We start from the raw sequence: 25,875 nt of genomic DNA, 5'->3' as shown, positions 1-25,875 counted from the left end.
AAGACTGCGGTCGTCACCGGGGCGGGGGTGGGCTCGGAAGGGCCATCACGGCAGAGCTGGCGCGACGCGGCTTCGCGGTCTGGGTGACCGACGTCGAACTCGGCATCGCCGAGCCGGTGATCGAGGGCCTCGGTTCCGAGTGCCGCGCGGCGGTGCTCGACGTCACCGACACGAACGCCAGCCGCGCGCTTGCCGACGCGGTCGTCGCCGAGCACGGTCACCTCGACCTGTGGGTCAACAACGCCGGCGTACTCGCCGTGGGCTACGCCTGGGAGGTCGACGACGCCAGCAACGCGCGTGTTCTCGCCGTCAACGCGACAGGGACGATCAACGGCACGATCGCCGCTCTGGCTCACATGGTCCCGGCGGGGCGGGGTCAAGTGATCAACGTGGTCTCGCTCGCGGGGATCGTGGCGACGCCCGGGCAGGCGGTCTACGCGGCGAGCAAGCACGCGGCGATGGCCTTCAGTCTCAGCACGCTTTTCGACCTGCGGCGCGGCGGCCACCGCGGCATCGACATCTGCGCGGTCTGCCCCAGCGGCGTGTGGACCCCGCTGGTGGGGAACCGCATCGACGATCCCGAAGCCGCGGCCTCCTTCACCGCTCCACTGCTCACCGCCGACGTGATCGGCCGCGTGGTCGGCCGCCTCACCGAGCGCCCCCGCCCGGTGACGATCGTGCCGCGCCGGCGGGGTCCGATGATGCGCTTCGTGGATCTCTTCCCTCGCCTCTCCGTGCCCGCGGTGCCGACGCTGATGCGGGACGCCCGACGCCGACAGCAGCGCTACAAGCGACTCACCGAGAATGGCGAATGGCCGTGACTGCCGGCTGACCGCTGATCCGAGGCGGACGGACGGGCTACACCTGAAAGCCCTGGTTTGGAGATCGCGCGGTTGCGCCGGGCGCTCGCGGACCTTCCGCCGCCTGCGGCAGGAACATCATCAGCGTCCTTCGTCAGGTCGCCCTGCCGTTGTGTACTCGAAGGCCGGCGGCCATCCGCCAGCCCCAGCAGGAGGAGTCCGAAGAAGTGAGGCGTTGACCGTGGCGACATCGGGACGGACCCCCGCGCAGCGCCGAGCCGATCGCGCCCGCTGCCCGATCCCGGTCGCGCAGATCCTCGGCATCCCGATCCGCACGGTGGCCGACGCGATGCGGCGGGCGGGCGTCGACGGGCCGCTGACCGTCGCGCAGGCGCGGTCGTGGCGGGCAATGACCAGCGAACCGCCGGGCTGGATGGCCGAGCTGTTCGCCGAGACGGCCGCCCGCAGGAGTCAGCGGGAACACCGCGAGCAACGCCGAACCTTCGAAGCGGAGCACGCCACGCTGTTGCTCGCCGACGAGGTGGAACAGCGGCTGCTGGCCGGCCGGCGGATACGGGGCGACGAGGCTGAGCGCCTGGCCGCGGACCTGGCGTTCCGCGCCTACAAGGAGCTCCTCCGCGGTGCGGAACCCGGCGATCTGCTCGCACTGGACCTCGCCGCCCTGCGATGGGCCGGCATCGACCCCGACGACCCCGGCACCTGGCGCCCGGCAGAGTGAACGCCGACCACCCACCTGATCGCCTTCTGTCTCCAGACACCGTGGACGTGCTCCGCTCGGCCGGCCCGGCTATCGCGCTGCTCGGACGCCCAAGGGGCCGGGCTCAGGCTGTGGTTCCGCCGTCGATTTCGGTTCGGTGGGGGAGGAGGTCCGTGGCACCGGTGGTGGCGGACCTGGGGCGGCGAAGCCCCATGGCGGCCAGGCTGGTGGAGGTCAGCGTGATCGCGCTGAGGGCGGCGATCCGGGCGGCTGCGGTGAACACGCCGGGGGTAGGAGTGGCGTGGGGGTCCGTCGCTCCACCGCGCGCTGCTTCTCACCGTTCCTCTTTGTGGAATGATCGGTTCAGAATTTGACGGGCGGATCGGGTGGCAGGTCGTCAGGTGACAGCCCGTGCGGACGCGGAGAGCGGGATGGTCGCCAGTCGTCGGCCCACGGCCGGTCGACCTGGTCCGGTGCGGTGAGGGCGCGGGGTGGCGGGCGCTCGGTGCGGTGGGGACTCAGCGCAGGAGGGACAGCGCCTGTTCGACCGCCGGCCGCAGACCGCCGTCGAGCGCGGCCGAGGTGCCGACGACCCGCAGCCCCTGCAGGACGACGAGCAGGAAGTCGGCGAGCGCGAGCGGATCGGTGTCGACCGCCAGTTCCCCCTGCGCCCTGGCTCGGGTCAGCGCGGCGGTGAGGGCGACGCGCAGCGTGAACCAGCTGCCTTCCACTCGGCGGGCGACCTGCGCGTCGTGCGGCATGAGTTCCAGCGCGGCACTGACGACCATGCAGCCGCGCTGCCCCGGCGCGGCGGGCTGGTCGGCGTAGCGGCGGACAAGCTGGCGCACCGCGGGCAGTACCGGCCCCGGCTGGGACAGTTCCTCGACGATGGCCGGGTCTCGTCTCTGCACGTACCGGTCGAGTGCGCGCAGGTACAGGTCGTGCTTGCTGCCGAAGCTCGCGTAGAGGCTGGCCCGCCCGATACCCAGCCGCTCCACGAGATCAGCTACGGACGTCGCCTCGTAGCCGCGGTTCCAGAACAGCTCCATGGCCGCGTCGAGCACCGCGTCGGCATCGAATTTCCTCTCCCGCGACACGGTCGCCACACTACCGATTACTGGAACGATCGATCGAGTAATCTTCCTCGCATAAGGTAAGCATTTCATAACCTTCTGCACTTAACGCGATATTCGGCGGGCTCGCTGGTCCGACCGGCACGAACGGTCCAGTAGCAGCCCTCGCGACCTTCGGCGCCTTCGACGCGCGACGCCACGACCGGACCGCCCTCCTGCGGCAAGGAGCACGATCCAAACTCGGTGGAGACCTCCACCAGGCGAAAAACAGTGGCGGACCTGTGGTCCGCGTGTGGACATCGGGGCGCATCCGCCGACATCACCGGCATGCTGTCTCTGGGCCGCAAAGATCAGTTACGTCGGAGCACTGGGCGACGGCCGTGGCTGACGACCCGATCTGTCGAGTAGCTAGAGATCCCTGGAGGCCAGGTGACGCGTCCCCGCTTCCTCCTCGCCTGCTGTCTGTGCCGCCGAACGATCCCCCCGGACTCGGACGCCTACGCCCTCGACCGGGAGTGGGTCCGCCGCTTCCCCCTGATGGTCGGGACGATCGCCTGCCCGGCCTGCGCCCTCCACGATTTCACCTGGGGGTGCCACAACCGCGAGGACCAGTTCGTCGAGGGCCACCTTCCCGTGGCCGACGGCGGTCCGGACATCGACTCGTGGAGCCACATCGAGAAGTACGGCAGCCAGGGCGGCATCATCCTCACCCATCCCGAATCCGGGCTGCTGCAGGGCGCCGAGGACTACCTGCGGCACATCGCCGGCCGCCAGGGCCTCGACGCGACCTTCACCCGACGCCTCCAGGCCGCCCTCGACGCCTGGGACGCCTACTCCTCGGTCTGACCCGGCCGCGGATGCTCGTCGCCGGCCGGGTCCGCCGCGAGGCCGCGCGACCGGCGCGGCGCCGGCCGCTGGGGGCGTCAGGCACGGCCGGTGCCGGCGGCCTTCGCGGTGCGCCGGGCCCGCCGGGTGGCGATCGCGCAGCGCAGCAGGAACGCCGGGGTCGGCGGGATCCAGCCGGCCTGCAGGGCCAGTCCCTGGTCGTCGCGCACCGCCCAGTGTTCGACGACCAGGCCGTCGCGGAACCGCAGGAAGTGGGCGTGGTTGACGGTGAACGAGCGGCCGGTGGGCGCGAAGGCGCGTTCGATCTCGCCGTTCGGCGTCCACACCACCAGGTCGCCGGTGTGGCGGCCCGACATGGTCCCGTGGGTCACGACGAGATCTCCCTCGACCAGGATCTCCTCGATCGTGAAGGACATGTCCGAGAACGCCGTGCGCAGCCAGTGGGCGGTGGCGAGGAACGCGGCGGGGCCGAGTCCGCGAGCGGCCGGCGGCTCGCTCAGCGCCTCGCGGTTGACGGCCTGGGGATGGGTGAGCGCGATGAAGTCGTCGAGGTCGCCCTCGACCATCGCGCGGATGTGGCGGACCGTCACGTCGACGAGCACGCCGCGGTCGAGCCCCGTGGTCGCCGGCTGGGGCGCCCGGACGATGACGGGAGCGACCGCCGGAGCGGCCACGCTGGCCGACGCACCGGTGGCGGTGGTCGAGTTCCGCGAGGCAGTGGTGACCGTGGCCATGAGGTGATCTCCGATCCGTTTATTCAGTACAGCTGGCTGTATCCAAGGATGACAGTAGGCTGTATCGAATTCCATGGTCATCGGACATCGAGGCGGGTCGCGTGTACGACAACCGGTCACGCCAGGTGGCCGCGGGGCAGACCCGGCAGCGCGTCCTGGCTGCCGCCCGCGAGTCGTTCCTGACCCACGGTTATGCCGGGACCACGATCCGGGCGGTCGCGGCGGCGGCCGGCGTCTCGCAGGAGACCGTCTACAAGCGCTTCGAGGGAAAAGCCGGCCTACTCAAGGCGGTGTACGACGTCACCCTCGCCGGTGACGACGAGCCGATCAGTTTCGCGGACCGACCGGAGGCACAGGCGATGCGGGCGGCGGACGGCGCCCGGGACTCCGCCCGGGCGTACGCGGCGATGGCCGGCGCCGTGGCCGGCCGCATCGGCCAGCTGCTGGACATCGTGCTCAACACCCGCGGCGGCGACCCGGAACTCGAAGCGTTCGCCGCGACGATCGACCGGGAACGGCTGCTGGGAGCGACGGCCGCGGTCAGTCACTGGTCGAGCGTCGGCCTGCTCCGCGACGACCTGTCCGTGGACGCGGCCCGTGACGTGGTCTGGACGCTCATCTCACCGGCCGTCGACAGCATGCTGCGCCAGCGCGGCTGGAGCCGCACCGACTACCAGGAATGGCTGGCCCGCACGTTGCTGGCGACCGTGCTGCGCGACGAGGTCACCGCCACGGCGAGCGACGCCGGGAGCTGATGCCGCCGGCCGCGGACGGCGTGCCGTTGTCCGGACGGACGCGGTGAGCTCACCCCGAATCGTTCGGGGCGTCGGCGGCCAGCGTGTCGAGTTCGGCGCTGGTGGGGTACCGGCCGGTGCGGACTGCGCGGTGGCGTCCGCGCGCAGCACCCCTGGGCCGGCGAGCCCTTCGCGGGCCAGGGTGTCCCGGGCCAGGCGGCCGGCGTCGTCGTCCGCGAGAAACGTCGCCAGGCGCACCTCGTCGCCCAGCGCCGCCAGGCCTCGCGCGACGTTCCCGCCGACCCCTGCGACGCCGAGGCGCAGCGGGGAGTGGGCGTAGCGCACCGGGCTGTAGTGCACCGGGAAACCCTCGACCGGGATCGTCTGCTGGACGTTCACCACACCGGCGACAACCACGGCGGCCACGGGTCCCAGCCTGCCATCCCCGTCTGCGGCGGTCCGGTACGAAGGCCGGACCGCCGCAGACGTCACCCACCGGCCGCTCGGTCGTTCGCGATCACCGATCGTTCGCGGCCACCGGGCGGAGAAGGCGTCAGGGGTTTCAGGAGGCGGCGGTTCCGCGGTAGCCGACCGGGCCCTCGCCGGGGAACTCGGCGGCACCCTGGAAACGCGCGCCGTCGTCGAAGAAGGTGATGTTCCCGTTGCCCTGCGGGCCTGACCAGCTCACCTGGGTACCGGTGGCCGGCCGGCCGGACTGCGGCACCACGCTGGAACGGCTGCCGATGACGATCTGCAGGTCGGCGTCCTTGCGCCAGTCGGCGTTCTGGCCGCCGTACTGAATCTCCGTGTTGTAAACAGCCATTTTTCTGCCTTTCGTTGTCACACGTCCGTTCCCCGGCCGAGCACTGATCGCGTCGACGTGGGGACCAACAACCCGGAGCAGCCCGATGTGCCGCCGCGGATTTCGTGCCGGCCAACCGGTGTCGCGGGGGCGCGGCGAAGAGCGGGATTGGTGGGCCGTTTCACGGAGGCTCCGATCCGAGCGGGAGCAGGTACACGACCGACTATCTGACAGCCGCGCCGCACCCGGCCATCACCGAGCGAAGTCGGGAGCGTCCGCCCCGAGAAGGCCGACCGGCCGCCGCGATCGTCCGCCACGCCACCCGGGTCTTTGTGGTGTCAGAAACGACCAGGTGGGGTCCGGCCGGTGGTGCGAGCCGCGCGGGATCGCGTCAACCAGCCGGCGAGGTGAGGGCGGTGTCCGCAGGCCGGCCCGCCGGCCGGTTGACGCGCGGCGCGCGGTCGGCAAGCACGTACGGCGTCGCGCTGAAGACAGCACCCGCGTTCACCGGCGGGCACGACAGGAAAACCGGTCCATCTGTTGTGGACCGACGGCGCCGGATCCCGGTGTATTGCCGGCCGAAAAGGACGTCGCCGCGACACGCCCACCGGTTTTCGACAGAACTCGATCTTGAATCGAATGGATCTCCTGGTTATGTTCGGTCGCACCGCACGGTCGTCGGGTTTCGGAAGACGTCACCTGCGCCGGTGCGAGGGAACCGCTCCCGCCGTTCTCCGGAACGCTGGAGGTAACGGAGACGGACGGCCGCCGCCGGCCGCCGTCTCGGGTATGTCGGAGACCACGGTCTGTCGATGCTTGGGGAGAACTCATGTCAACGTTGAGTCGTGTGCGTCTGGAGAACCTCGCCGCCGAGTACATGGAGCGGGAGTTCGACCGGGTGCCCCGGATGCGTGAACTACACGAAGGAACCTGGATCGAGCGCGACTACTACGTCCGTCACATCGTGGAGACGGTGCTGCGCATCCGCCTCAACAACGAGGTCGACACCTACGCGCTGTTCCGCGTCGGCTCGAAGGACGACTCGCTCGCCGCGAACCTCGCGAAGTACCTCGCCGAGGAGTTCGGCCACGAACACATGTTCACCCGCGACCTCGTCCGGTTCGGTTTCCCCGTCGAGCAGCTCGACCGGACACCGGTCTTTCCGTCGACCAACAAGCTGATGGGTTTCCTCCGGCTGGCGGCGGACAAGGAGGGCCCGGCGCCGACGACGGTGTGGGACTGGTTCGTGGAGTGGTACTCCGACCGCTACAACCAGATCATCACCACCAGGGCGGCCGAGGAGTTCGGCGCGGACCTCGTCCGCGGGTCGCAGACCCACATCGAGTTCGACACGACCCACGACCACGACGACCTGATGTTCCGGGTGGTCAGCCGGGCGGTGGAGACCTGGAGCACCGCGGCCACCGCCGAGAGCTATCTCGACACCTTCGTCTCCCTCATCGGCGACTACTTCGGTGAGCTCCACGCCGCGACGGCGCGAGACCGGGACCAGGACCGGGACCGCTCGTCCGCCCAGCTCGTGAGCTCCTGACATGTCCGGCGCACCGTTCACCGACCGGCCGCCGGTGACAGCCACCCCCGCGGCGACAGCGGGCCAGGGCCGGGGCCAGGACGGCCCCGGGACCGTCGTCGTCGTGGAGCCGATGTCGGCGGGGGAGGCACTCGTGAAAGCGGCCACGGACCTGGGGTTCGAGGTCGTGGTCGCGTCGTTCGACGCCGAGGACCGGACCCTGTCACCGTCGGTCCGGCGCGCCGGCACCGTCGTGCGGGTCGACACCAACGACGACCGCGCGCTCGACGACGCCGTCCTCACCGCGGTCGCCGGCCGGCGGGTGGCGGCGGTGCTGCCCGGGTTCGAGTTCTACGTCCCCGCCGCCGCCCGGCTCGCCGCCCGCCTGGGCCGGCCGACGCTGCCCGTCCGGGCCGCCGAGGCCTGCCGCGACAAGGAACTCATGCGCGGCGCCGTCGCCGCCGCGGGTCTGCGCGTGCCCCGCCACGCGGTGGCCGTGACGGCGGCGGAACTCGCCGCCGCCGCCGACCACGTCGGCTTCCCGTGCGTGGTCAAACCGACCCGTTCCGCGGGCAGTGTGCACGTCACCCGGGCGGACACCCTGGCCGACCTGCGCGCCGCCCACCGTCGGATGGTCGACGACCCGCGCCGTGACCTGGGCCGGGCACTCGACGGCCGGGTCCTCGTCGAGGAGTACATCGCCGGACCGGAGGTCAGCGCCGAAGGCTACGTCACCGACGGGCGGAGCACCGTCGTGGCGGTGACCCGCAAGATGCTCGGACCGGAGCCGTTCTTCGTCGAGACCGGGCATCTCGTGCCCGCCGACCTCCCGGCCCCGGCCCGCGCGGAGATCGACCGGTACGTCGCCGCCGTCACCGCCGCTCTCGGCGTCACCACCGGGCCGTTCCACTGCGAGCTGCGCCTCGCCGGCGGAGGGGACCCGGTACTGATCGAGCTCGGCGCGCGGCTGCCCGGCGACCACATCGTCGACCTGGTCGAGGCGGTGACGGGGGTTTCGCTGCCGCGGGCCGCCGTCGCCCTCGCCGCCGGTCTCGACGCCGACGTGGCCGTGCGCGCCCCGCAGGCCAAGCACGCGGGCATCCGGTTCTTCACCGCCCCCGGGCTGGCCAGCTACTCGTCGGTCCGCGGCCTGGACGCGGTGGGGCGCGAGCCCGGCGTGTGGGACGTCGCGGTCGCGGTCGCGCCGGGTGAGCCGATCGCGCCCCCGGAGGACTTCCGGTGCCGGCTCGGCCACGTGCTCTTCGTCGCGGACTCCGCCGCCGAGGCGGAGCAGCGCTGGCACCATCTCGGCGAGCAGGTGCGCTTTGACTAGGCCCAGCCCAGGGGCCGGGGCCGGGCCTGGATCCGATTCCGGCCGGATCCGCCCGGGCACCCCGGTTCACCTGGTCCTCAACCGGTTCGGTGACGAGTTCGGCGACTACGCGCGCTACACCCCGCCGGGCTGCCGGCTGGTGCACATCACGACCCCCGGCGGTCTGCCGGCCGTCGACGGCAGCCGGTTCAAACGTCCCGCGGACGCCGACGAGCCGCTGGAGATCGCCGTCGTGCCCGACACCCGGTTCGAGACCGTCCTGCCGGTGGCGGGGGAGCTGGCGGCCCGGTGGGGCCCGTTCGCCGGCGTCGCCGGCCTGTCGGAGTACGACCTGACCACCGCCGCCCGCCTGCGCGAACACCTGGACGTCCCCGGCGCCCGGCCCGCCTTCGTCCACCGTTTCCGGGACAAGCCGACGATGAAGGCGATGGTCGCCGCCGCCGGACTCGCCGTCCCCCGGTTCGTCGAACTCACCTCGGCGACGGACGTCGACGTCGTCGTGGAACGGCTCGGCCTGCCGCTGATCCTCAAACCACGTTCGGGGGCGGCGTCGGTGGGCGTGGTGAAGGTGCGCTCCCGGCTCGGGCTGCACGCCGCCCTGCCGGCCGTCGACCCGCCAGGGTCCAACCCGTCCGGCCCCGAGACGGCCGGATCCGGGGCGGGGAGGTTCGAGGCGGCCGGGTTCGAGGCGGAGGAGTACGTCGACGGGCCGATCCTGCACGTCGACGGGGTCCGCCGCGGCGGACGGCTTCGTTTCGTGAGCGTGTCCGAGTACGTGCACACCTGCCTGGACTTCGCCGCGGGCGCGCCGCTGGGATCGGTCCTGCTCGACCCGGGACGGCGACGTGACCGTGCGGTCGCCTTCGCCGCCCGCTGCCTGGACGCGCTGGAACTGGCCGACGGCACGTTCCACCTCGAACTGATCGAACCGGCCGCGGGCGAACTCGTCTTCCTCGAGGTGGGTATGCGCTCCGGCGGCGCCGAGGTTCCGTTCCTGCACCGTGACCTGTTCGGCGTCGATCTCGTCGGTGAGGCGTTCCGCGCCGCGCTGGACCTGCCACCCCTCGGGCCTCTGCCGGCCCTCGGACGTCCGCCGGCCGGCGGACCGCTGAGCGAGGGGCCCCGGGGGGAGGGGCCGGCGACCGGCCTCGCGGCGCCGTCCGGCGGGTGGCTGATCTTCCCGGAGCCACGGCCCTGGCCGAGCCGCCTGGTCAGCGTCACGTCGATGCGGCACCGGGTTCCCGAGATCGTCGCGGAGCGCATCCCCGTGCCGGGCCGGGTCTTCGACGGCACGGGCGGCTACGAGGACGTCGGCGGGAGCTTCCGACTGCTGGGACCGGACGAGGCGACCGTCCGCGCCGCGATCCTCAGGATCATCGACGGCTACCGGATCGTCACGGAACCACTGGTACCGGCGGGACGGTCAGCACCGGCGGCCACAGCCGAACCGGCGCCGGGGTCATCGCCGTCCCGGCCCGTCGCCGCCGGATGACGTGCGCGCCATGACACCGGACGACCACGACGACGGGGGGCGCGGGGGGCCGCTGCGGACCTACTTCGTGCTGCGCGCGGTGGGGGCGCTGGCGAACCAGCTGCTGCAGTTCGCCGTCCCCGTGCTGGTCTACGAGGCGACGGGGAGCGCGGCCTGGTCCGGTGTCGCGCTGTTCGTGGAATGGCTGCCCCGGCTGACCTCCCTGCCCCTGGCCGGCCCGCTGGTCGACCGTTTCTCGCTCCGGCGGGTCTACGTCGTCAGCGACGGGGTGCGGTGCGCGGCGGCCTGGCTCGTCGCGCTGCTCGTCACGGTCGACCCGTCGGCGTCACGGACCGGCCTGATCGTGCTGGCCCTGATCGCCGGGGCGTCGTTCGAGCAGTCGTTCGTCGCCGGCGAGAAAGCCATGCTGGTGCTGGTCGTCCCGGCGCGGATGCAGCGGGCGCAGTCGCTGCTCGGCGGGATCGATCAGGCCATGCTGCTGGCCGGGCCGGCGGTGGGCGCGGCGCTCCTGCCGGCCGGCCCGGCCGCGACCGTCACGGTGATCGCCACCCTGTTCACCGTCAGCCTGCTGCTGGCCCGCACCCTCCCGCGCACCGGCCACCCCCCGGCGGATGGGGCCTCGGGTGTCGTCGGCGCCGCGGCCGCCCCCGCGACGACGCTGCGGCTCGCCGACCTGCGGTCCGATCTCGCCGCCGGCGTCCGGCGGGTCTTCGGCTCGCCGGTGCTGCGGCTCGTCGTGGCCGTCGCCTTCACGGTGAACCTGGCCCTCGGCCTGCTGCTGGCCAGCGGCCCCGCGCTCGTCCAGACCTCCCACGGGCGCAGCGGCAGCGCCCTCGGAATCGTCTACCTGCTCGGCGGCCTCGCCTCGATGGCCGTACTCGCGGTGACCAGCCGGGTGATCAACCGGATGGGGCTGGTCGCGGTCGGCGTCTGTTCGGCCCTGCTCTCCCTCGCCGCGTGCACGGCGCTGGGCGTCGCACCGGGGTTCGGCTGGTTCGTGGTGCTGGCCGTCGCCTTCCTGACGGCCGAAAGCGTCTTCACGGTGTTCATCCGCGTGGTGCGGGCCCGCCTGGTCCCGGAGGCGGAGTTCGGCCGGGTCGTCGGCGTGATCGTGCTGTTGAACCTGGCCTCGATGCCCCTGGCCGGCCTGCTGGTGGCCGCCGGCGTGGGGTTCCTGCCGCTTCCGTGGCTCGTCACCGCCAGCGGGGGCGTCGCTCTGGTCGTCGGTGCGGGCCTGCTGTGGCGGCTGTGGCAGCTCATGCCGCAGACCCGGACCTCGGACGCGGACACGGACCGCCGCTGGGTGGTCCACGCCCTCGAAACCGCCGCCTTCGAAACCGTCGCCCTTGAAACGGCCGCCGTCGACGGAACCGTCCTCGACAAGGCCGTCCTCGCACCCCAGCGGGAGACCACGTGAGTACCGCGCGACCCCACACCGGTTTCCGGCCCCGGGCGGACGTCGCCGTCCCCGTCCGGTTCGTGGTCGGCTCGGCCCGGGGCACCCCGCTGCGCGTGGTTTTCCGGCCGGCCCGCCCGGAGGAGCTGGTGGACGTCCACCGGATCTCCGACCCCCAGGCCGTCGCACCTTCCGCTGTCGCACCTTCCGCCGTCGGACGGATTCCCGTCCGGCGCGGCCCCGGTGACGTCGCCGACACGGCGGAGTTCCACGTCCTGACGGTGGACGACGTGGTGGTGGCGACCGTGGGCCTGCGACCGCTGACCCCGGAAGCAGCGGAAGCAGCGGGGACGGCGGAGCTGCACGACCTCTGGGTGGCGCGTGACTGGCGGCGACGCGGATTCGGTCGGCTGCTGCTGGCCTGCGTTCTCACCCGGGCCGCGGCGGCCGGCTTCGACCAGGTCGTCCTGCTGCCCCGGGCAGCAGCCGGATGGTTCCACCGCCACGGCTTCACCCCGGTGGGCCTCGACGCCCTCCCGGCGGACCGCCGGGCGTTCCTCGACGAGTCCCACGGCCCGGGTCTCCTCGGCCGAGGCAGCGAACCCGGCCATCCCGTGGACCTGCTGTCCCGGCTGTCGGACCTGCGGGTGACGTTCACCCGCTCGGGCCGGGAACTGCGCTGGGATCCGGCGGAGGACACGATTCTCCTACTCGCCGACTCGGCCGGTGTCCAGCTCGACTCGATGTGCTGGAGCGGGGTGTGCGGCACCTGCCGGTCCACGCTGGTGTCCGGGACGGTCCACTACCTCTCGGAACCCACGTGCGACCTGGCCGAGGGGGAGATCCTCCCGTGCGTCACGGCCCCGGTCACCGGCATCGTCCTCGACGCCTGATGGGAGCTGCCGGGTCGGTGGTGGTGGCCGGTCGCTGGTCCGGCGTCGTCGGACCCGACCTGGTCGCCCGTCAACTGTGTGGCGGGGCGTGGCGGTCTCTGCTCAGGTTGTCAGATGCGACGGCGCTACGACGATTTCGCTGACTGGTACGACGCTTATGCGACCCGGGGTGTGGGACTGCCGTTCGCCCGTGCCGCGGACCGCCTCCTGGCGAGGCTCCTCGGCCCCGGCCGCGGCCGTCTGTGCCTTGACCTGGGCTGCGGCGGCGGTGCGCACGCCCCCGCGCTGACCGGCCTGGACTGGCAGTCAGTCGGCGTCGACATCTCCGCGCCCCAGATCGACCTTGCCCGCCGCAAGGGCCTCACCGCGGTGGTCGCCAGCGCCGAGCGGCTCCCACTCCGTGACCGGTCCGTCGACGCCGTCACCATGATCATGACGAGCACCGACTTCGACGACCTGCCCCCGGTGTTCGCCGAGGCCCACCGCGTGCTGCGGCCCGGCGGACACCTGGTGGTCGTCGGCGCGCATCCCTGCTTCGGCGGCGTCTTCGTCGAACGCGACAGCCGGGGCACCTGCACCGTCCACCCCGGCTACCGCCACCACCAGCGCGTCGAGCGGCATCCTCTGCTCGGTGACGGGATCCGTTCCCGGGTCGGGGTCGTCAACGTCCCGCTACCCGTGCTGCTGAACGCGTTGACGGGCGCGGGGCTCGTCCTCGAAAAGACCGCGGAAGACGATGGCGACCAGCCGGTCCCGGAACTGCTCGGACTTGCAGCCGCCCGGCCAGGCCACTGACGAACCCGACCACCCGACCGCGCGCCCCGCCATCCTCGACAGCCGGCTGTCGTGCCGCGACCGGGTCGCTGGCCGGCCGCCCTGACCTGTCGCCAGCCCGACGCGCCGTGAGCATTGTGTCACCCTCCGTGCCTCTGATGGGATGCGGACGACGACAGGCAGGAGGGTGCCGTGGACGAGCAGGGTGCCGGTTCGGCGGAGGATCTCGCGGCGTACTTCCTCTTCCGACGCCACGATGCGCAACCGGGCCCACGGCGGCCCGGTGTTCCTGCCCTGACGCCGGCCGCACCCCGGGCCACCGCAGCCGCCGGCCGGAAGTAGGTCGGTCAGCGTCGTCCTACCGGCGCCCGACGTCCCGCGGCTTGCTTCCGATCCGTCAAATACGAACAATGCGGTCGGTGCGACGGTGGGGGTCTGCCGCGCGCGGGCCGCAGCGTCCGGGCTGCCGACACGGGCGTGGGGGAGCTGGTGTGGACCAGGAATGCGATCACGCCGGCCGGGCCCGCGCTCTCGCCTCCGGAGCCGGGCAGTGACCCGGTGGGTGGACGAGCTTGCGGAACAGGCCGCCGCGGCCCTGCCCCGCGAGGTGTACGACTACTTCCGGCAGGGCGCCGGCACCCACCACGCGTTACACGAGGCGACCCCGGCCTGGGACGCGCTGCGGCTGCACCCACGGGTCCTGCGCGACGTCACCAGCGTGCGCACCGCCACGACCGTTCTCGGCACCCCCGTCGACACCCCGGTCCTGGTCGCCCCGACCGCCGCGCAGCACGTGGTGGCGCCCGGTGGCGCCGTCGCCACCGCGTTCGGCGCCGCGAAGGCGGGATCCCTGGTCTGCGTCTCCTGCCTGACCAACCAGCCCTACACCGAGATACGCGACACCGGCGCGCCGTGGTGGGCGCAGGTCTACGTCCTGCGCGACCGCGGCCTCACCCGGGACCTCGTGGCCCGGGCCGAAGCCGCCGGCGCGGCCGCCCTCGTGCTCACCGTCGACACCCCGGTCGTCGGCGACCGGCCCCATCCCGGCCCCGGTTCCGACGCGCCCTGGTACGGCGGCCGCCTGCTACCGACGGCCGTACCGGGGGACGTCGCCGTCCCCACGGCCACCGCCCTTCCCGGCATCGCCCGCGCCCTGGCGGGCACCGGCGCCGAGACCTACGTCGACGGCGGTCTGCGCAGCGGCGTCCACGTGCTGGCCGCCCTCGCCCTCGGGGCCCGCGCGGTCCTGCTCGGCCGGCCCGTCCTGTGGGCGCTGGCCACGGGCGGGGCTGACAACGTGCAACGGCTGCTGAGCACCGTCACCGCCGAACTGCGGCACGCCATGACCCTCGTTGGTGCCCGAAGCCCGGACGAGATCACCCCGGACCTGGCCGGGCCGGTCGACACCGCCGGCGCTCAGCCACCGGGGTAGCTCAGACCGGGGTGGCTCTCAGCCACCGGGGTAACGGTCGAACCACGCCAGGGTGGCGCCACCCCACGCTTCGGGCTCCGTAGGCGGGTCGAGCAGCTCACGGACGACGTCGTCGGCGAGCTCGCCGATCAGATCCGCGCCCTCCAGGGCGGTGAGCCAGTCGCCGGGCAGGACGTTCTCGCCGTACACCGCGCCCAGCAGGTTCCCGCAGACCACGCCGGTGGAGTCGCTGTCACCGGAGTGGTTGACGCTGGCCAGGAGGGCGGCGCGCGGATCGGCCGGCACCGCGGCGCAGTACACGGCGATGGCCAGTGCCCGCTCCGCGGTCGTCCCCCGGCCCAGCCCGGCCACGCGTTCCCCGGCCAGCGGCCCGGCCGTCGCCGCGTCGAGCGCCGCCCGCAACGCCAGACAGACCGGTTCCGCGCCATCCTCGTCGGCGAGCCGTCCGAGGGCGGATTCGGTGGCGGCGACGACGGTCCGGCCGTGGTACGTCACCTCCGCGACGATCCAGGCGAAGGCGGCGGCCGACAGCACGCCGACCGGATGACCGTGGGTGAACGCGGCGCACTCGGCGGCGAAGGTCCAGGCGGTCGCCGGGCTGTCGCAGAACAGGCCGAACGGCGCCGAGCGGGTGAGCGCACCGCAGCCCTTGCTCGTCGGGTTGACCCGCTGTTCCGCCGCCGGCGGTTTCGGCAGGGACAGACCGGTGAGCGTGGCCTGCCCCGGGAACCGGCGGGCGTAGAGCACCGGCTGGGTGATCAGCCAGCCGGTGAGGACGAAGCCGTGCTCCCCGGCTCCGGTTCCGGCACCGGTGTCGCCGGCGCGCGGCGGGGCGGCACGGCGCTGGGTCGCCAACCATCGCTGGTAGGCGTACCAGACGACCCCGGGCGGATGGCAGATCCCCTTGCTGCGGAAACGGACGCTCGCCCGCAGCATCCCCTCGGCGGTGAACAGCGCGAGCTGGGTGTTCGTCGTCATCGGCAGGTGCACGCCGTAGGCGCCGGTCGGCCCGGTCACGCCGCCCGGCCCGAACCGGTGCTTGATCTGGGCCCACGACATTCCTGCCAGCCCCGCGCCGAGCGCCGCCCCCAGAGCTCCACCGAACAGGCTGCCCCGAACCCGGTTCCGCAACGTCATCGACGACTCGGGCTACCGCGGCCGTTCGACCGTGCGGGCGAGGATCCCCAGGGTGGCCCGCAGGCCGGCCTCCGGGATGACCGGGAAGACACCTTCCCGGTACTCGTCACCGATCGCGCTCCAGTCGTAGTACGACGTCACCAGCGTGCCACCCTCGCTCGTTTCGAGACGGTAGCCGTACCGGTGCCCGATAGGCGGCCAGTCCTTGACGGTGATCGTCCACTCGATCTCGGTGTTCGGAACGAACCCGGTGATCACGACGGTGACGTCGTACTTCCCCAGCGGGAAGTCGTTCAGGGACTCCCGGTCCATGTGGACGACGAACTCGTCGTCGATCCCGGTGACCGGATCGCCCTGCGCGGACTGGAGCATCCCGGAGCTGTCGATCGTGACGTGCCCGTGCGGATCGCACAGCACCGCGAAGATTCTCTCCGGCGATGCGGCGATCTGCCGCCGTACCTCGAATCGTTCGGTCTCCATTCCGCCAGTTTTGCAGGGGTCCAGGAGATGCGGGCGGGGAGTGCTTTGACGGGACCCATTCGGGAGTGACCTGCGCCCTACCCGGCACCGCCCGATCGGACCAGCCGGGTTCCCGCCCGCCGGACCAGCCCGCACCCTGGGTGTCACGCACCGTTACCGGGGAAGGAAGGCGGTCGACAAAGGCGGGACACCGTTGCTGGATGTGGTGCCGCGCCCAGCAGAGAAATCTCACCGAGGCTCCGCAACTGGATGCGTATCAGGCACCGCATGAGCATTCCGGCGTCGTGCCTATCCGGGCGCCGGACTGGGGAGGTCGCCGTGAACGAGCCGCACACCCACGGAAAGCCGACCAGGAGCAGGCGTTCGACTCGACCGGGACACTCGAGCGTGCTGGGGCAGGTGAGTTGGCACCGGTCGTCGGACGGGCCCGGACCGTTGGACCGGCAAGAGCCGCTGGGCCGGCCTGAGCCGGTTTCCCGGCCGGTTTCCCGCCGGCACGCGGCTCGTTCCCGGGAGGCGTTGCTGCTCGCCAGCGCCGCGCTGACCGCCGCCGGTTTCATCGGGCTGGCCGTGGGAGGCGGTGCCAGCGCCGTGGCGGGCGGTCCCCCGGCGGGCATGTCGTCCGGCGGCATGGCGTCCGGCGGTATGTGGTCGGGCGGTGCCGCTGGTCCGTCCGGGATGTGTCCGGGCTCGTCGCTGACACTGAGCTCGACCCGCCCGGACCCCGGCGCGGGCAACATCTTCCAGCAGCTCGTCCTGACCAACACCGGGCCGGCGGCCTGCTGGCTGCAGGGATTCCCCCAGGTGTCCTTCGTCGGCGACGACGGCCAGCAGGTCGGCGCCCCGGCCGCCCACACCGGCCCGACCGGCCCGGTCGTGTTCCTGAAGCCGGGCGAATCCGCACGCGCAGTCCTGCACACCGTGCAGCCTGGCCTGCAGGTGGGCTGTGCCCAACCGGGGGAGACCGCGCCCGTCCGGGCCCTGAAGGTCAACCCGCCGGGGTCGATGCACTCGCTGTCGCTTGACCCGCCGGCGGTCGCCACAGCCTGCACGTCGACGGCCGTCCACCAGATGGACATCACCACGGTCCTCGTCGGCTGAGCGCACGGCGGGCATGTCCTTCGCCGCCCGGGCGTGGGTACCGATCCCACGCCCGGGCGGCGGAACATCCTGCGATGCCAGCGGAGGCCAGGCGCGCCGCGCTGGACGGCCGGGCCTCCGTCTCGTTCCTAGGGCGTCGGGACGGCGTGGATGGTTGCCCGCCAGTCGCCGCGGAGGAGCTTGACAGTGCCGTCGTCGCGGATCATCGCCCGGGCGCCGAGGAACGGGGCCCATCCGAGGCGGAGCCAGTCGTCCCGGACGGCGTCGAGCGCGTCCCACAGCCGGCGGGACCCGCCCTGGTGCACCGTCGGCGGATCGGTACCGATCGCGGTTCCCCGCGCCCATGACCCGTCAGGGTGGGCCATGAGCGCGGTGTGCCGGCCGTCGGACCCGCGGCGATAGCGGTGCTCGATACCCGGGACGGCCAGGTGGAGCATGGTGGACAACTCCCAGGCGTCGGCGACCTGCAGCACCGGGTACCGGCCGACGCCCACCTGTTCACCGTCCCGCTCGGCGATCCGGTCGAAGTCGATGGTCGCGACCGGAGGGTAGTCGGGGCCGCTGCGAACATCCATGAACCCGGCCCAGTCCCGTTCCACCTGCCCGAACACCCCGTCGGGGGTTCTCGTCGCGGTGAGGATGATCCACGTGCCGCGGATGGTGGTGACCAGCCGGCCGCCGGGACGCAGCGCGGCCAGCCAGCTCGGCGGAATGCTGGGAACGACCATGGAGACGATCCGGTCGTAGGTGCCTGGCAGCGGGCCGGTGGCGTCCACGGTCAGCGCCGTCGGGCACAGGTCGAGGGCGGCCAGCCGGCCGGCGGCGGCGGACACCAGGTACGGGTCGACGTCCAGGGTGGTGACGTGCCGGGACCCGTAGCGGCGGGCGAGCAGGGCCGCCCCATATCCCGACCCGGTGCCGACGTCGGCGATGTCCAGGCCCCTGGACAGATGCCCGTAGCGGTACATCGTCACGGCCAGGCTCGGCGCGGTCGACGACGAGGTCGGTCGGCCCTGCGGGTGATCGTCGTCCTTGGCGAGGTCGGCGTGCAGCGGGCCGACCCGGGTGACCAGCGACCGGTTCGCGTAGGCGCCGGCGAGCGGACCACGGCGCAGCGCCCACGGCCCGCCGCTGTCGTCCCACCAGGCGGGCACGAACCGGTGCCGCGGTGTGTCGACGAGCGCCCGGTGCCAGCGGGAGCCGGGATGGGTGACCTGGTCCGCCAGGGTGCGGGCGTGTGCCCGCCAGCTGGTCATGTCCACGCGTGTGGGCTTTCTGAAGTTCGCCGTTCGTGAGTTCCGGAGAGGTCTGGGGCCGGCGGGGGATGCGTCGCGCAGGGTTGATCATCGTGCTGTAGCCTCCGGCGTCCTGCCAGGAGCTGACCGCCGGCTGTCCGATCTACGTGACGGTGTGGGTCTCCTTCATCGAACCGCACGCTCTCGCCGAATGTGCCGCGAACCGCCGGAGCCAGGGCGGCGCCGCAGAGATCGATCTGCCGGGTGGGGCGGATGCCGTCGAGTTCGCGGGGCGTCCCGGTGACCCGTTGTGGTCTGCGCCGCCGTGCACGATGGCGTGGCAGGTCACGGTGCACGAACGCGACACGCGATCAGCGGTCACCGGTGGGCGTGCAGCCATGCGCGGAAGGCGTCCCATTGCGGGCGTAGCAGCGCCAGCCGCTTGTCGTGGAATTCGCCCGCGTCGAGTTCGAGTCCTACCTGACGGCCGTCAAGGTCCGCGTCGGCCAGGTCGAGCTCCGCGACGTCGGCGACCCGCGCGAGGCCGCACTCGGCGAACGCGGAGAGGAACCGCCTGCGCGTATGGCGTGTCGACCCGGACCGGCTCGGCGCCGCGGTAACGACACCCGGATACGCGACATCCGCCGTATCCACCGCACGGTCGGTGATCACCGACAAATGGAACAGTCCTGGTCGCAGGCGCGCCGTGTCACGGCGCGGGGGCCAGCACGGGCATCGAAGTCCCCGCTGCTCGACTGCCTTGCGTGCCTTGCGTGCCTTGCGTGCCTTGCGATGTTACGATCTCCAGCACATTTTGGAGAACCAACAGGTCTTGGATTGCAAGTGAGGCTGTCCGCGGCGTCGCGGTGACGACGCTCTGCTGACTCGACCCGGCAGTTCCGGAATCCCGGAAGGAACGGTTCGGGAAGCACGGCCTGCTTCGGCCCCGGCGACCTCCGGTCAGGAATCACGCCAGCTGGCTGGATTCCGCCCCGGTGGGCCGACGAGTACGCGAACCCCCGGGGAATGCGGCGCACCGCGTATACGTGACGCGGAGCCGACCGCAACCCGAAGCGGGGCTATCAGCCCAGGTCGGGCGGCATCTTAAGTCCACTTTATTATCTTTACCTGAAAGGCTGGACCGTTCGGCTGACAGACGCGACGATTGGCGCACCCGCAACGGGTGCACCCGCCGCCCGGAGGCCCGCCGAGGAGGACCCGACTTGATTTTCTCTCTTGTACTGGTGTTACCTCTGGCATTCGCGATCTTCAAGGCTTATGTGAAGCTGGCGCCCTTGGTATTCCTGCGGATCAAGGGGGTGCGTGCGGACGCTGCCGTACTGGAATCGTGGACCGAACGGCGTCTTACGGGCAGGGCGCTGGAGGCGCCTCATCGAGTGCGGGTCAGATTCCTGGACGCCGGTGGGGCGGAACGTGAGGGAGTGATGCCCGGGGACTTCGCCGTGGGTTCCACGGTGCCCGTGATCTACTTTGCGGCGAAGCCCGAAAATCCGATGCCAGCCAAGACTGTGTCAAACGGCCGGATGGTTTCTGTGGCGGCTGTCGCGCTCCTGCTCCTGTTCTTCGCCTTCCTGGCCGTCGCACTCTTCCTCGCCGGTCTGGAGCTGGATGACATGCACCAGGATCTCGACGACCGGGAGGACATCGAATGCAGGATCAGGACGGGCTCGCCCTGCTGACCTGGTAAGCCGCGGCCGCCGCGGTCAAGGACGTAGAGTGCGATATGCTGCCGGGACTGTCCAGCGTGTCGGGGGGCGTGCTCAGTTGCGTGCAGCGTCAAAATTCAGTGGAGGTACGAAGTGACCTCCGAAGCATTGTCGGCCGAGGAGATCACCGCACTCTCCACCGCTTTCCCTCAGCAACAACAGGCTATTCTTATCCTCAAGGCCGCCGGCCTGGAGACGGCACGACAGCCCTGGCAGGCAAGCACCCCCGTCGAATTCTGGACGGAAATCAGCCGCTTACTCGAGGCCGGCGTGCTTGTGGACGGCCGGCGGCGCATTCCGACCGAGGCCGGAAAAGTATATCCGGAGAACTCCGCTTTCATCAGTCCGCTCGACAAGCGTGATACCGCGCTCGGGCGCGGTAGGCGAAACCGCAGGGCGCGCCTGCTGTTAGCCCTCGGGGGCGGCGTAGGCGTGCTTGTGCTCATACTAGTTCTCGTTCCGATAGCGGGATCGCAACCCACCACGACTGACCCGGTAGCCGTCGACTCCGTGACGTTCTCGATGGACGGGTCGGAGATATTCGTTGTCCCTGGCCCCGTCCGATTCACCTCTGGGGACGCGGTCGAGGTGGAAAAGATGCGCGACACGCAGGGATACTTCGACTGGTTCCTCAAGAAAGGCGCAGCATTGGACGGCCGCGCTGCGACCATCCGCATGGTACTTCGAGGAACCGCCGATGACGAGGTGGTGATCACGGGCATGGAGGCTGTCCGAAACTGCCGTGAACCGGCGACGGGAACCCTGTTCTACTCGCCGCCCGCCGGTGCGGACCCGAGTGTCCGCCTGGGCTTCGACCTGGACAGCCAGAGCAGCACCGCGCAGATCCTCGACGATCATGACAGTTTCGTCGGAAACTACTTCAACTCGTACACGATCTCGCTGCGGCCCGGCGAGAATCAGGCGGTCACCATCTTTCCCCGGACGTTGCGCCAGTACTGCGAGTTCACAATCCAGCTCAAAATCGCGGCGGCCAGCCAGCTGACAACCAAAGTGATCGACAACAACGGGCAACCTTTTCGGATAACGGCGCTGACGAACTACGACGAGGACTTCTCCGCCTACGACGCGGTTTATACGGGCGGAGTAGCCAATTCCACCGGCAGCACACTTTTCCGCCCGGCCGATCCTCACGCCTTCGGCGGATCGACCGACTGACGGCCCACACCCGGGGTGTCACCCATCGTTACGGGGGGAAGAAGGTGGTCGTCAAAGGCGGAACCGCAGGAGCATTACTCACCGTCCGGAGAGCCGGGGCATCACTTCCACCGGGGCGTGTATCCCGAGGCCCGACCAGCGTCATCCACCCCACCGGCGCCGTCAAGACGACCCGCGAGCCTGGCCAGCCCGAAATGGGTTCGCTGAGGCAGCGTCCGGCTGGTTGGCTCACGCTGTGCGCGTCCTCGTCACCGGCGACCAGAGCCCTGTGGGCATGGCGGTCACGGCCACCTTGACCACGGCTGGGCATCAGACCGTCGGGTTCGACCTCGTCGACGGTCACGACGTCCGCGACACCGCCGCTGTCGAACGCGCCTGCGCCGGCTGCGACGCGGTCGTGCACCTGGCCGCCGTCGACGAACCCGTCACCGACCCGGACCTGGCACGGTTCGGACCCGCCACCACCGGATCAGACAGGATGATCTTCGAAGTCAACGTGCTCGGCACCGGCAACGTTCTGCGGGCAGCCGAACGCCACGGCCTGTCCCGGGTGATCCTGATGAGCAGCGTGCACGTACTGGGATGCTTCGGCGGCCGCGGCGAACCCGCCTACCTTCCCCTCGACGACCAGCATCCCGCGGCCCCCGTAGGGCCGTACGCCCTGTCGAAATGGCTCGCCGAGCAGATGTGCGCGGCCACCACCACCGCGACCGGCATCGCCACGGTCTGTCTGCGCCCGCCGGGTGTATTCACCGCGGCGACCTACGCCGCGATCCGGCAGGCCCGACGGGACACCCCCTCCTTCGAGTGGTCCCCGATCTGGGAGTACGGCGCCTTCCTCGACGTGCGCGACCTCGCCACTGCGGTCGAGCGGGCGCTGACCGTCCCGCTGGCCGGCCATCACCGGCTCCTGCTGTGCGCCGCCGACATCTCCTCGGCCGAGCACGGCTCCCGCGAGCTGGTCGGACGGCTTCTTCCCGACGTGCCGTGGCAGGGCGGCCCCGAGTACGACGGCGAACCGTTCCGGTCACTGATCGACACAGCCGGCGCCCGTTCCCTACTGGGGTGGAAGCCACACCACCGCTGGCGGCCGGCGTCGTCCGCGCACGAGTAACACCTCGCCCCCCGGCAGACCGGGCGTGCCTCCGAGGGGGAGCCCTCAAGAATCGCGCAGGGCCGGTCGAACAGGCCGTCGGCGCACCCGAACCCGCCTCGGTAACCTGGGCCGGCCAGCGGTAGGCGCCAGCTCGTCGTCGGCAGCGGGGCGGTGGACGGCCGCCTCCTGGCAGTCCCACGAGCAGTACCCGGCCGCCCCGACGATCGGCACCAGGATCTCCTCGACGCACCAGCGGCACACGATCAGCACCGGCTCATCATCGCCGAGCGAAGACGTTTTCCCTGGGCAGAGACCACAGCCAGCCCTGGCTGTGGGGCGAGTTCTCCTGGCCGGAACTCCCGGCAGTCCGCGACCCTCGGAGAGGTCGTCGATCAGTCGCGGCGAACGCTGCCGGCTGCCCCGGCTGACCTTCGGCGGCGTGCCTTCTGCCGTGGCTGTTCGGGTCGGCGGGCAGCGTGGAAACCCCGGGGTGGCGGCGTCGGGAGATCAGGGCTTGCGGGCGAGGCCGCCGTACATGTTGACCTTGGCGTCGGTCACCTCGTCGTCCACGTCCTGCGGGCGCCAGCGGCTTACCGCCTGCACGCCCGGCTCGACCAGTTCGAGGCCGTCGAAGAAACGCTCGACCGCGGCGCGGGGGCGTGGGTTGACGACGACGCCACGCTGGCCGTAGACGGCGGCCATCCGCCCGATCTCGTCCGGCGCGAAGTCGGCGGTGAGGTGGGTCAGGGCCAGATAGCTGCCGGACGGAAGCTCGTCCAGATACCGGCGGACGAGGCGGTAGGGGTCGGCGGAGTCCGGAAGGAAATGCACGACGGAGATCAGGCTGAGTGCGACCGGTCGGGTCAGGTCCAGGGTGTCGCGTAGCTCGGACGAGTTGAGGATCCGTTCGGGTTCCGCCAGGTCGGCGTCGAGATAGGCGAGGCGGCCTTCGGCGGTGCCGGTGAGGAGCGCACGGGCGTGGGTGAGCACGATCGGGTCGTTGTCGGCGTAGACGACCCGGGTGTCGGCGGCGATCGCCTGCGCGGTCTCGTGCAGGTTCGGCGAGGTCGGGATGCCGGTGCCGATGTCGAGGAACTGGCGGATGCCGACCTCGGCGGCCAGGTGGCGGGTCGCCCGGTGCATGAAGGCCCGGTTCTGCCGGGCGGCGACGCGCCCGTTCGGGACGACGGTCAACGCCTGCTCCGCGGCCTCGCGGTCCGCCGGGAAGTTGTCCTTGCCGCCCAGGTAGTAGTCGTAGATCCGCGCCGAGTGCGGCTGGTCCGTCTTGAGATCGACCGGGTTCAGCTCGTCCGTGATCCTGTTCCAGCGGAACGGCGGTGGAGTCTGACTCACGTCGCGGCCTCTCGTCGTCGGTGGTGCTGCGCTGCGGTCGGATGGGTTCGTGCCGTGGTGCTTCTGCTCCTCTGTGACCTGATTATGTCGGTCCGTCCACGGGCAGCCGTGATCGAGAGGGTGGCTGGAACCGGACACGGCGGAGCGGAAGCTTCTCGACGGCGGAGGCCACTCCGATCATGGTGGTTCCCGGCGCCTCAGCGGTCTCGACGCCTCAGCTGCGAGGCAGCAGCTGGTGGATGAGGGTGTCGGCGAGCCAGGTTTCGTACTGGTCGACGGTCCAGCGGCGTTCGAGCACCAGGGTGCGGTAGATCTCGGGCAGGACGAGGGCGACGTAGACGTCGACGCCGCCGCTGACGCTGACCCCGGGCGCGAGGTGCGCGGCGAGCCGCAGGCCCTGGGCCGGGTCGGGTTGCGCGATCGCCTCCTCGTGGCTGGCGTCGACGTCGAGGGTCGCCGTCACCCCCCAGGCGATGGCCTGCAGGATCTTGGCCTTGGCGCCGAACGCGGAGTAGATCGTCGGCGCGGGGATGTCGGCGGCCTCGGTGATCGCGGTGATCGTGGTCGCGACGTAGCCGTCCGCGGCGAACAGGTTCCGCGCGGCGGCGGCGATCTGCGCTGGTGGACAAGAGGCGCGCCAAGTCGCTGCTGCCGAGGGCGCGTGGCGTGCATGCCCGGGCGATGGAGATCATGCGGGTGTGCGGCGTCGAGCCGGACCTGCGTGCTGAAGACCAGCACCGCGACCTGGCATGGAGACCGCGCAGCCGGCCCGGCGGGCGGACCCCGATGGTCGTTATGATCCGCGTTATGCGGGCCGTCAGGACCAGACTCGCGGGTCGTCAAGACCAGTCCGCAGTCGCCGTCCCGAACTCACGGGTCAACAGGTCCTCGACGACGGGTGGCGTGTGAACGTGCCTGGTTTGTCTGACTCACCGGATTTCTTCATCTCCTACACCGCTGCCGATCAGGAATGGGCGGAGTGGGTCGCCTGGCAGTTGGAGGAAGCCGGCTACCGGGTTCTGGTGCAGGCCTGGGACTTCATCCCGGGCACCAACTGGATGGCCGGGATGCAGCAAGGGATCATGAAAGCCGCCCGGACAATCGCCCTGCTGTCGCACGCCTATCTGAATTCCGTCTACGGCCAGACAGAATGGCAGGCGGCGCAGGCCGCCGACCCGCTGGGTTTCGCCAGGAAGCTGATCCCCATCAGGATCGCCGACTGCCCCCGGCCCGGACTCCTCGGACAGATCGTCTCCTTCGACCTGTTCGGCCTGTCCGCGGACGCCGCCACCGCCCGGCTGACCGAACAGATCAGGATCCTGCACGCCGGGCGGGCGAAACCCGCCGCCACGCCGGCCTTCCCCGCGCAGTCCGCGGCACGCCCGCCCCTGCCAGCCCCCGAACCGGCTCGCCCCGCCCCGCCCTCGACTCCGGTACCAGCACCACGACACCGGTCAGGCGCCGCGTATCCAGGGCCCGGACCGGAGTCCGGCGCGCAGCCTGGACCGGTCAAGAACCACACGCTCGTGACAGAGATCCTCGCTGCTCGCGCGAAGGCACGCAGCCTCGAAAGGTCGCTGCGGGAGGGTCTCGAAACGGCGACTTCCTCGGGCATAGTGATCCCGCGTGACGATGTCACCAGCCGCGACGCCGAGTTCGACGAGGCTCGCTCCGTCGCCGTCGACCTGGCCAGCGATCTCGCCAGCGTCCTGACATTGGCCCGCAGCGGTTACGACAGCGCCGCCTGGGACCACGCGCCGAGCCTCAGCTTCGCCGCCGACCTGGCCAAGAGCATCGCGGACAGCCTCCACGCCTTCCTCGACGGCGAGGATCTCGAGCGGGTCGTCTCCACTGTGGAGCGCCTGTCCGCCCGCCTGACAACCATTCCGCTGGACGTCTCGGGCGCCGACCTCACCCGTCTCGAAGCGGCGGATCCGCGCCCGGACGACCTGGCCTGACCGACCTCCGCCACGATCTGGAACACCGCCACCAGGTGGCCGTCAAATTATTCG

General features: G+C 71.3%; 25 protein-coding genes and 2 pseudogenes. 17 read left to right on the top strand and 10 right to left on the bottom strand.

The window, feature by feature from the left end; all coding sequences use genetic code 11:
• Nucleotides 1–32: 32 nt before the first annotated feature.
• Nucleotides 33–821 (top strand): annotated as a pseudogene (locus AC559T_RS24745) (SDR family NAD(P)-dependent oxidoreductase); the annotation flags it as partial.
• A gap of 220 nt (nucleotides 822–1,041) precedes the next feature.
• Nucleotides 1,042–1,539 carry a hypothetical protein gene (locus AC559T_RS24740; protein WP_112105126.1) on the top strand — a complete coding sequence of 166 codons (498 nt, stop codon included), beginning with the start codon at nucleotides 1,042–1,044 and terminating at the stop codon, nucleotides 1,537–1,539.
• 497 nt (nucleotides 1,540–2,036) lie between these two features.
• On the opposite strand, the gene AC559T_RS24735 is transcribed toward AC559T_RS24740, so the two are convergent.
• A complete protein-coding gene (locus AC559T_RS24735; RefSeq protein ID WP_112105138.1) occupies nucleotides 2,037–2,615 on the bottom strand; it encodes a TetR/AcrR family transcriptional regulator in 579 nt (192 codons plus the stop codon).
• Nucleotides 2,616–3,020: 405 nt separating this feature from the next.
• On the opposite strand from AC559T_RS24735, the gene AC559T_RS24730 reads away from it, so the two are divergent.
• Nucleotides 3,021–3,437, top strand: a complete 417-nt coding sequence (locus AC559T_RS24730; protein WP_131625097.1) for a hypothetical protein — start codon at nucleotides 3,021–3,023, stop codon at nucleotides 3,435–3,437.
• Between the two features lie 77 nt (nucleotides 3,438–3,514).
• On the opposite strand, the gene AC559T_RS24725 is transcribed toward AC559T_RS24730, so the two are convergent.
• Nucleotides 3,515–4,171: an ester cyclase gene (locus AC559T_RS24725; RefSeq protein ID WP_498870259.1), complete on the bottom strand. Its 657-nt coding sequence runs from the start codon at nucleotides 4,169–4,171 to the stop codon at nucleotides 3,515–3,517.
• A 101-nt stretch (nucleotides 4,172–4,272) separates the two neighbouring features.
• On the opposite strand from AC559T_RS24725, the gene AC559T_RS24720 reads away from it, so the two are divergent.
• Entirely contained in the window at nucleotides 4,273–4,926 is a 654-nt protein-coding gene (locus tag AC559T_RS24720; RefSeq protein WP_498870258.1) for a TetR/AcrR family transcriptional regulator, read from the top strand.
• A gap of 171 nt (nucleotides 4,927–5,097) precedes the next feature.
• Here the strand turns inward: AC559T_RS24720 and AC559T_RS24715 are convergent.
• Together AC559T_RS24715 and AC559T_RS24710 are read right to left on the bottom strand one after the other, a co-directional pair.
• A pseudogene (locus tag AC559T_RS24715) lies at nucleotides 5,098–5,322 on the bottom strand (PfkB family carbohydrate kinase); the annotation flags it as partial.
• 145 nt (nucleotides 5,323–5,467) lie between these two features.
• Nucleotides 5,468–5,728, bottom strand: a complete 261-nt coding sequence (locus tag AC559T_RS24710; protein WP_112105129.1) for a hypothetical protein — start codon at nucleotides 5,726–5,728, stop codon at nucleotides 5,468–5,470.
• Between the two features lie 808 nt (nucleotides 5,729–6,536).
• Between AC559T_RS24710 and AC559T_RS24705 the strand changes: the two genes are divergently transcribed.
• From AC559T_RS24705 to AC559T_RS24675, 7 genes are all read left to right on the top strand, one after another.
• A complete protein-coding gene (locus AC559T_RS24705; protein ID WP_498870257.1) occupies nucleotides 6,537–7,259 on the top strand; it encodes a hypothetical protein in 723 nt (240 codons plus the stop codon).
• A gap of 1 nt (nucleotide 7,260) precedes the next feature.
• Nucleotides 7,261–8,571, top strand: a complete 1,311-nt coding sequence (locus AC559T_RS24700) for an ATP-grasp domain-containing protein (RefSeq protein WP_083391320.1) — start codon at nucleotides 7,261–7,263, stop codon at nucleotides 8,569–8,571.
• Nucleotides 8,564–10,063: an ATP-grasp domain-containing protein gene (locus tag AC559T_RS24695; protein WP_498870256.1), complete on the top strand. Its 1,500-nt coding sequence runs from the start codon at nucleotides 8,564–8,566 to the stop codon at nucleotides 10,061–10,063. Before AC559T_RS24700 ends, AC559T_RS24695 begins: the two co-directional genes overlap by 8 nt.
• 10 nt (nucleotides 10,064–10,073) lie before the next feature.
• Nucleotides 10,074–11,480: an MFS transporter gene (locus AC559T_RS24690; protein ID WP_498870255.1), complete on the top strand. Its 1,407-nt coding sequence runs from the start codon at nucleotides 10,074–10,076 to the stop codon at nucleotides 11,478–11,480.
• Entirely contained in the window at nucleotides 11,477–12,352 is an 876-nt protein-coding gene (locus AC559T_RS24685) for a GNAT family N-acetyltransferase (RefSeq protein ID WP_498870254.1), read from the top strand. Before AC559T_RS24690 ends, AC559T_RS24685 begins: the two co-directional genes overlap by 4 nt.
• 114 nt (nucleotides 12,353–12,466) lie before the next feature.
• Nucleotides 12,467–13,147 carry a class I SAM-dependent methyltransferase gene (locus AC559T_RS24680; protein WP_498870253.1) on the top strand — a complete coding sequence of 227 codons (681 nt, stop codon included), beginning with the start codon at nucleotides 12,467–12,469 and terminating at the stop codon, nucleotides 13,145–13,147.
• Between the two features lie 529 nt (nucleotides 13,148–13,676).
• Complete coding sequence (locus AC559T_RS24675) at nucleotides 13,677–14,558, top strand: alpha-hydroxy-acid oxidizing protein (RefSeq protein ID WP_498870252.1); 882 nt, start codon at nucleotides 13,677–13,679, stop codon at nucleotides 14,556–14,558.
• An 18-nt stretch (nucleotides 14,559–14,576) separates the two neighbouring features.
• Here the strand turns inward: AC559T_RS24675 and AC559T_RS24670 are convergent, their stop codons facing one another.
• Both AC559T_RS24670 and AC559T_RS24665 read right to left on the bottom strand, forming a co-directional pair.
• On the bottom strand, nucleotides 14,577–15,695 hold the full coding sequence (locus AC559T_RS24670) for an ADP-ribosylglycohydrolase family protein (protein ID WP_498870251.1): 1,119 nt from the start codon (nucleotides 15,693–15,695) through the stop codon (nucleotides 14,577–14,579).
• A 12-nt stretch (nucleotides 15,696–15,707) separates the two neighbouring features.
• Nucleotides 15,708–16,175, bottom strand: a complete 468-nt coding sequence (locus AC559T_RS24665) for an SRPBCC family protein (RefSeq protein WP_112108585.1) — start codon at nucleotides 16,173–16,175, stop codon at nucleotides 15,708–15,710.
• A 519-nt stretch (nucleotides 16,176–16,694) separates the two neighbouring features.
• On the opposite strand from AC559T_RS24665, the gene AC559T_RS24660 reads away from it, so the two are divergent.
• Entirely contained in the window at nucleotides 16,695–17,276 is a 582-nt protein-coding gene (locus tag AC559T_RS24660; RefSeq protein WP_498870250.1) for a DUF4232 domain-containing protein, read from the top strand.
• Nucleotides 17,277–17,404: 128 nt separating this feature from the next.
• On the opposite strand, the gene AC559T_RS24655 is transcribed toward AC559T_RS24660, so the two are convergent.
• Both AC559T_RS24655 and AC559T_RS24650 read right to left on the bottom strand, forming a co-directional pair.
• On the bottom strand, nucleotides 17,405–18,532 hold the full coding sequence (locus AC559T_RS24655; RefSeq protein ID WP_498870249.1) for a methyltransferase domain-containing protein: 1,128 nt from the start codon (nucleotides 18,530–18,532) through the stop codon (nucleotides 17,405–17,407).
• 357 nt (nucleotides 18,533–18,889) lie between these two features.
• Entirely contained in the window at nucleotides 18,890–19,183 is a 294-nt protein-coding gene (locus AC559T_RS24650; RefSeq protein ID WP_498870248.1) for a hypothetical protein, read from the bottom strand.
• Nucleotides 19,184–19,734: 551 nt separating this feature from the next.
• On the opposite strand from AC559T_RS24650, the gene AC559T_RS24645 reads away from it, so the two are divergent.
• The 3 genes from AC559T_RS24645 (at nucleotide 19,735) to AC559T_RS24635 (ending at nucleotide 22,528) form a co-directional block, all read left to right on the top strand.
• The gene (locus tag AC559T_RS24645; RefSeq protein WP_498870247.1) at nucleotides 19,735–20,211 is read left to right on the top strand and encodes a hypothetical protein; all 477 of its coding nucleotides are present in this window, start codon (nucleotides 19,735–19,737) and stop codon (nucleotides 20,209–20,211) included.
• Nucleotides 20,212–20,331: 120 nt separating this feature from the next.
• A complete protein-coding gene (locus tag AC559T_RS24640) occupies nucleotides 20,332–21,414 on the top strand; it encodes an effector-associated domain EAD1-containing protein (RefSeq protein ID WP_498870246.1) in 1,083 nt (360 codons plus the stop codon).
• Between the two features lie 235 nt (nucleotides 21,415–21,649).
• Complete coding sequence (locus AC559T_RS24635; protein ID WP_498870245.1) at nucleotides 21,650–22,528, top strand: NAD-dependent epimerase/dehydratase family protein; 879 nt, start codon at nucleotides 21,650–21,652, stop codon at nucleotides 22,526–22,528.
• A 489-nt stretch (nucleotides 22,529–23,017) separates the two neighbouring features.
• Here the strand turns inward: AC559T_RS24635 and AC559T_RS24630 are convergent, their stop codons facing one another.
• Both AC559T_RS24630 and AC559T_RS24625 read right to left on the bottom strand, forming a co-directional pair.
• A complete protein-coding gene (locus AC559T_RS24630; protein ID WP_498870244.1) occupies nucleotides 23,018–23,863 on the bottom strand; it encodes an SAM-dependent methyltransferase in 846 nt (281 codons plus the stop codon).
• Nucleotides 23,864–24,077: 214 nt separating this feature from the next.
• On the bottom strand, nucleotides 24,078–24,326 hold the full coding sequence (locus AC559T_RS24625) for a hypothetical protein (RefSeq protein WP_498870243.1): 249 nt from the start codon (nucleotides 24,324–24,326) through the stop codon (nucleotides 24,078–24,080).
• 158 nt (nucleotides 24,327–24,484) lie between these two features.
• Here AC559T_RS24625 and AC559T_RS24620 point away from each other — a divergent pair, with 158 nt between their 5' ends.
• Together AC559T_RS24620 and AC559T_RS24615 are read left to right on the top strand one after the other, a co-directional pair.
• Complete coding sequence (locus AC559T_RS24620) at nucleotides 24,485–24,772, top strand: FAD-dependent monooxygenase (RefSeq protein WP_498870242.1); 288 nt, start codon at nucleotides 24,485–24,487, stop codon at nucleotides 24,770–24,772.
• Between the two features lie 11 nt (nucleotides 24,773–24,783).
• Nucleotides 24,784–25,821, top strand: coding sequence for a toll/interleukin-1 receptor domain-containing protein (locus AC559T_RS24615; protein WP_498870241.1), 1,038 nt, complete (start codon nucleotides 24,784–24,786; stop codon nucleotides 25,819–25,821).
• Nucleotides 25,822–25,875: the final 54 nt, after the last annotated feature.

Origin of the sequence: Frankia sp. Hr75.2 (genome assembly GCF_949319125.1) — a bacterium.
In the GTDB taxonomy this organism is placed as follows: domain Bacteria; phylum Actinomycetota; class Actinomycetes; order Frankiales; family Frankiaceae; genus Parafrankia; species Parafrankia soli.
The sequence above is the reverse complement of the archived record's forward strand: the minus strand, read 5'-3'. Positions and strand labels throughout refer to the sequence as shown.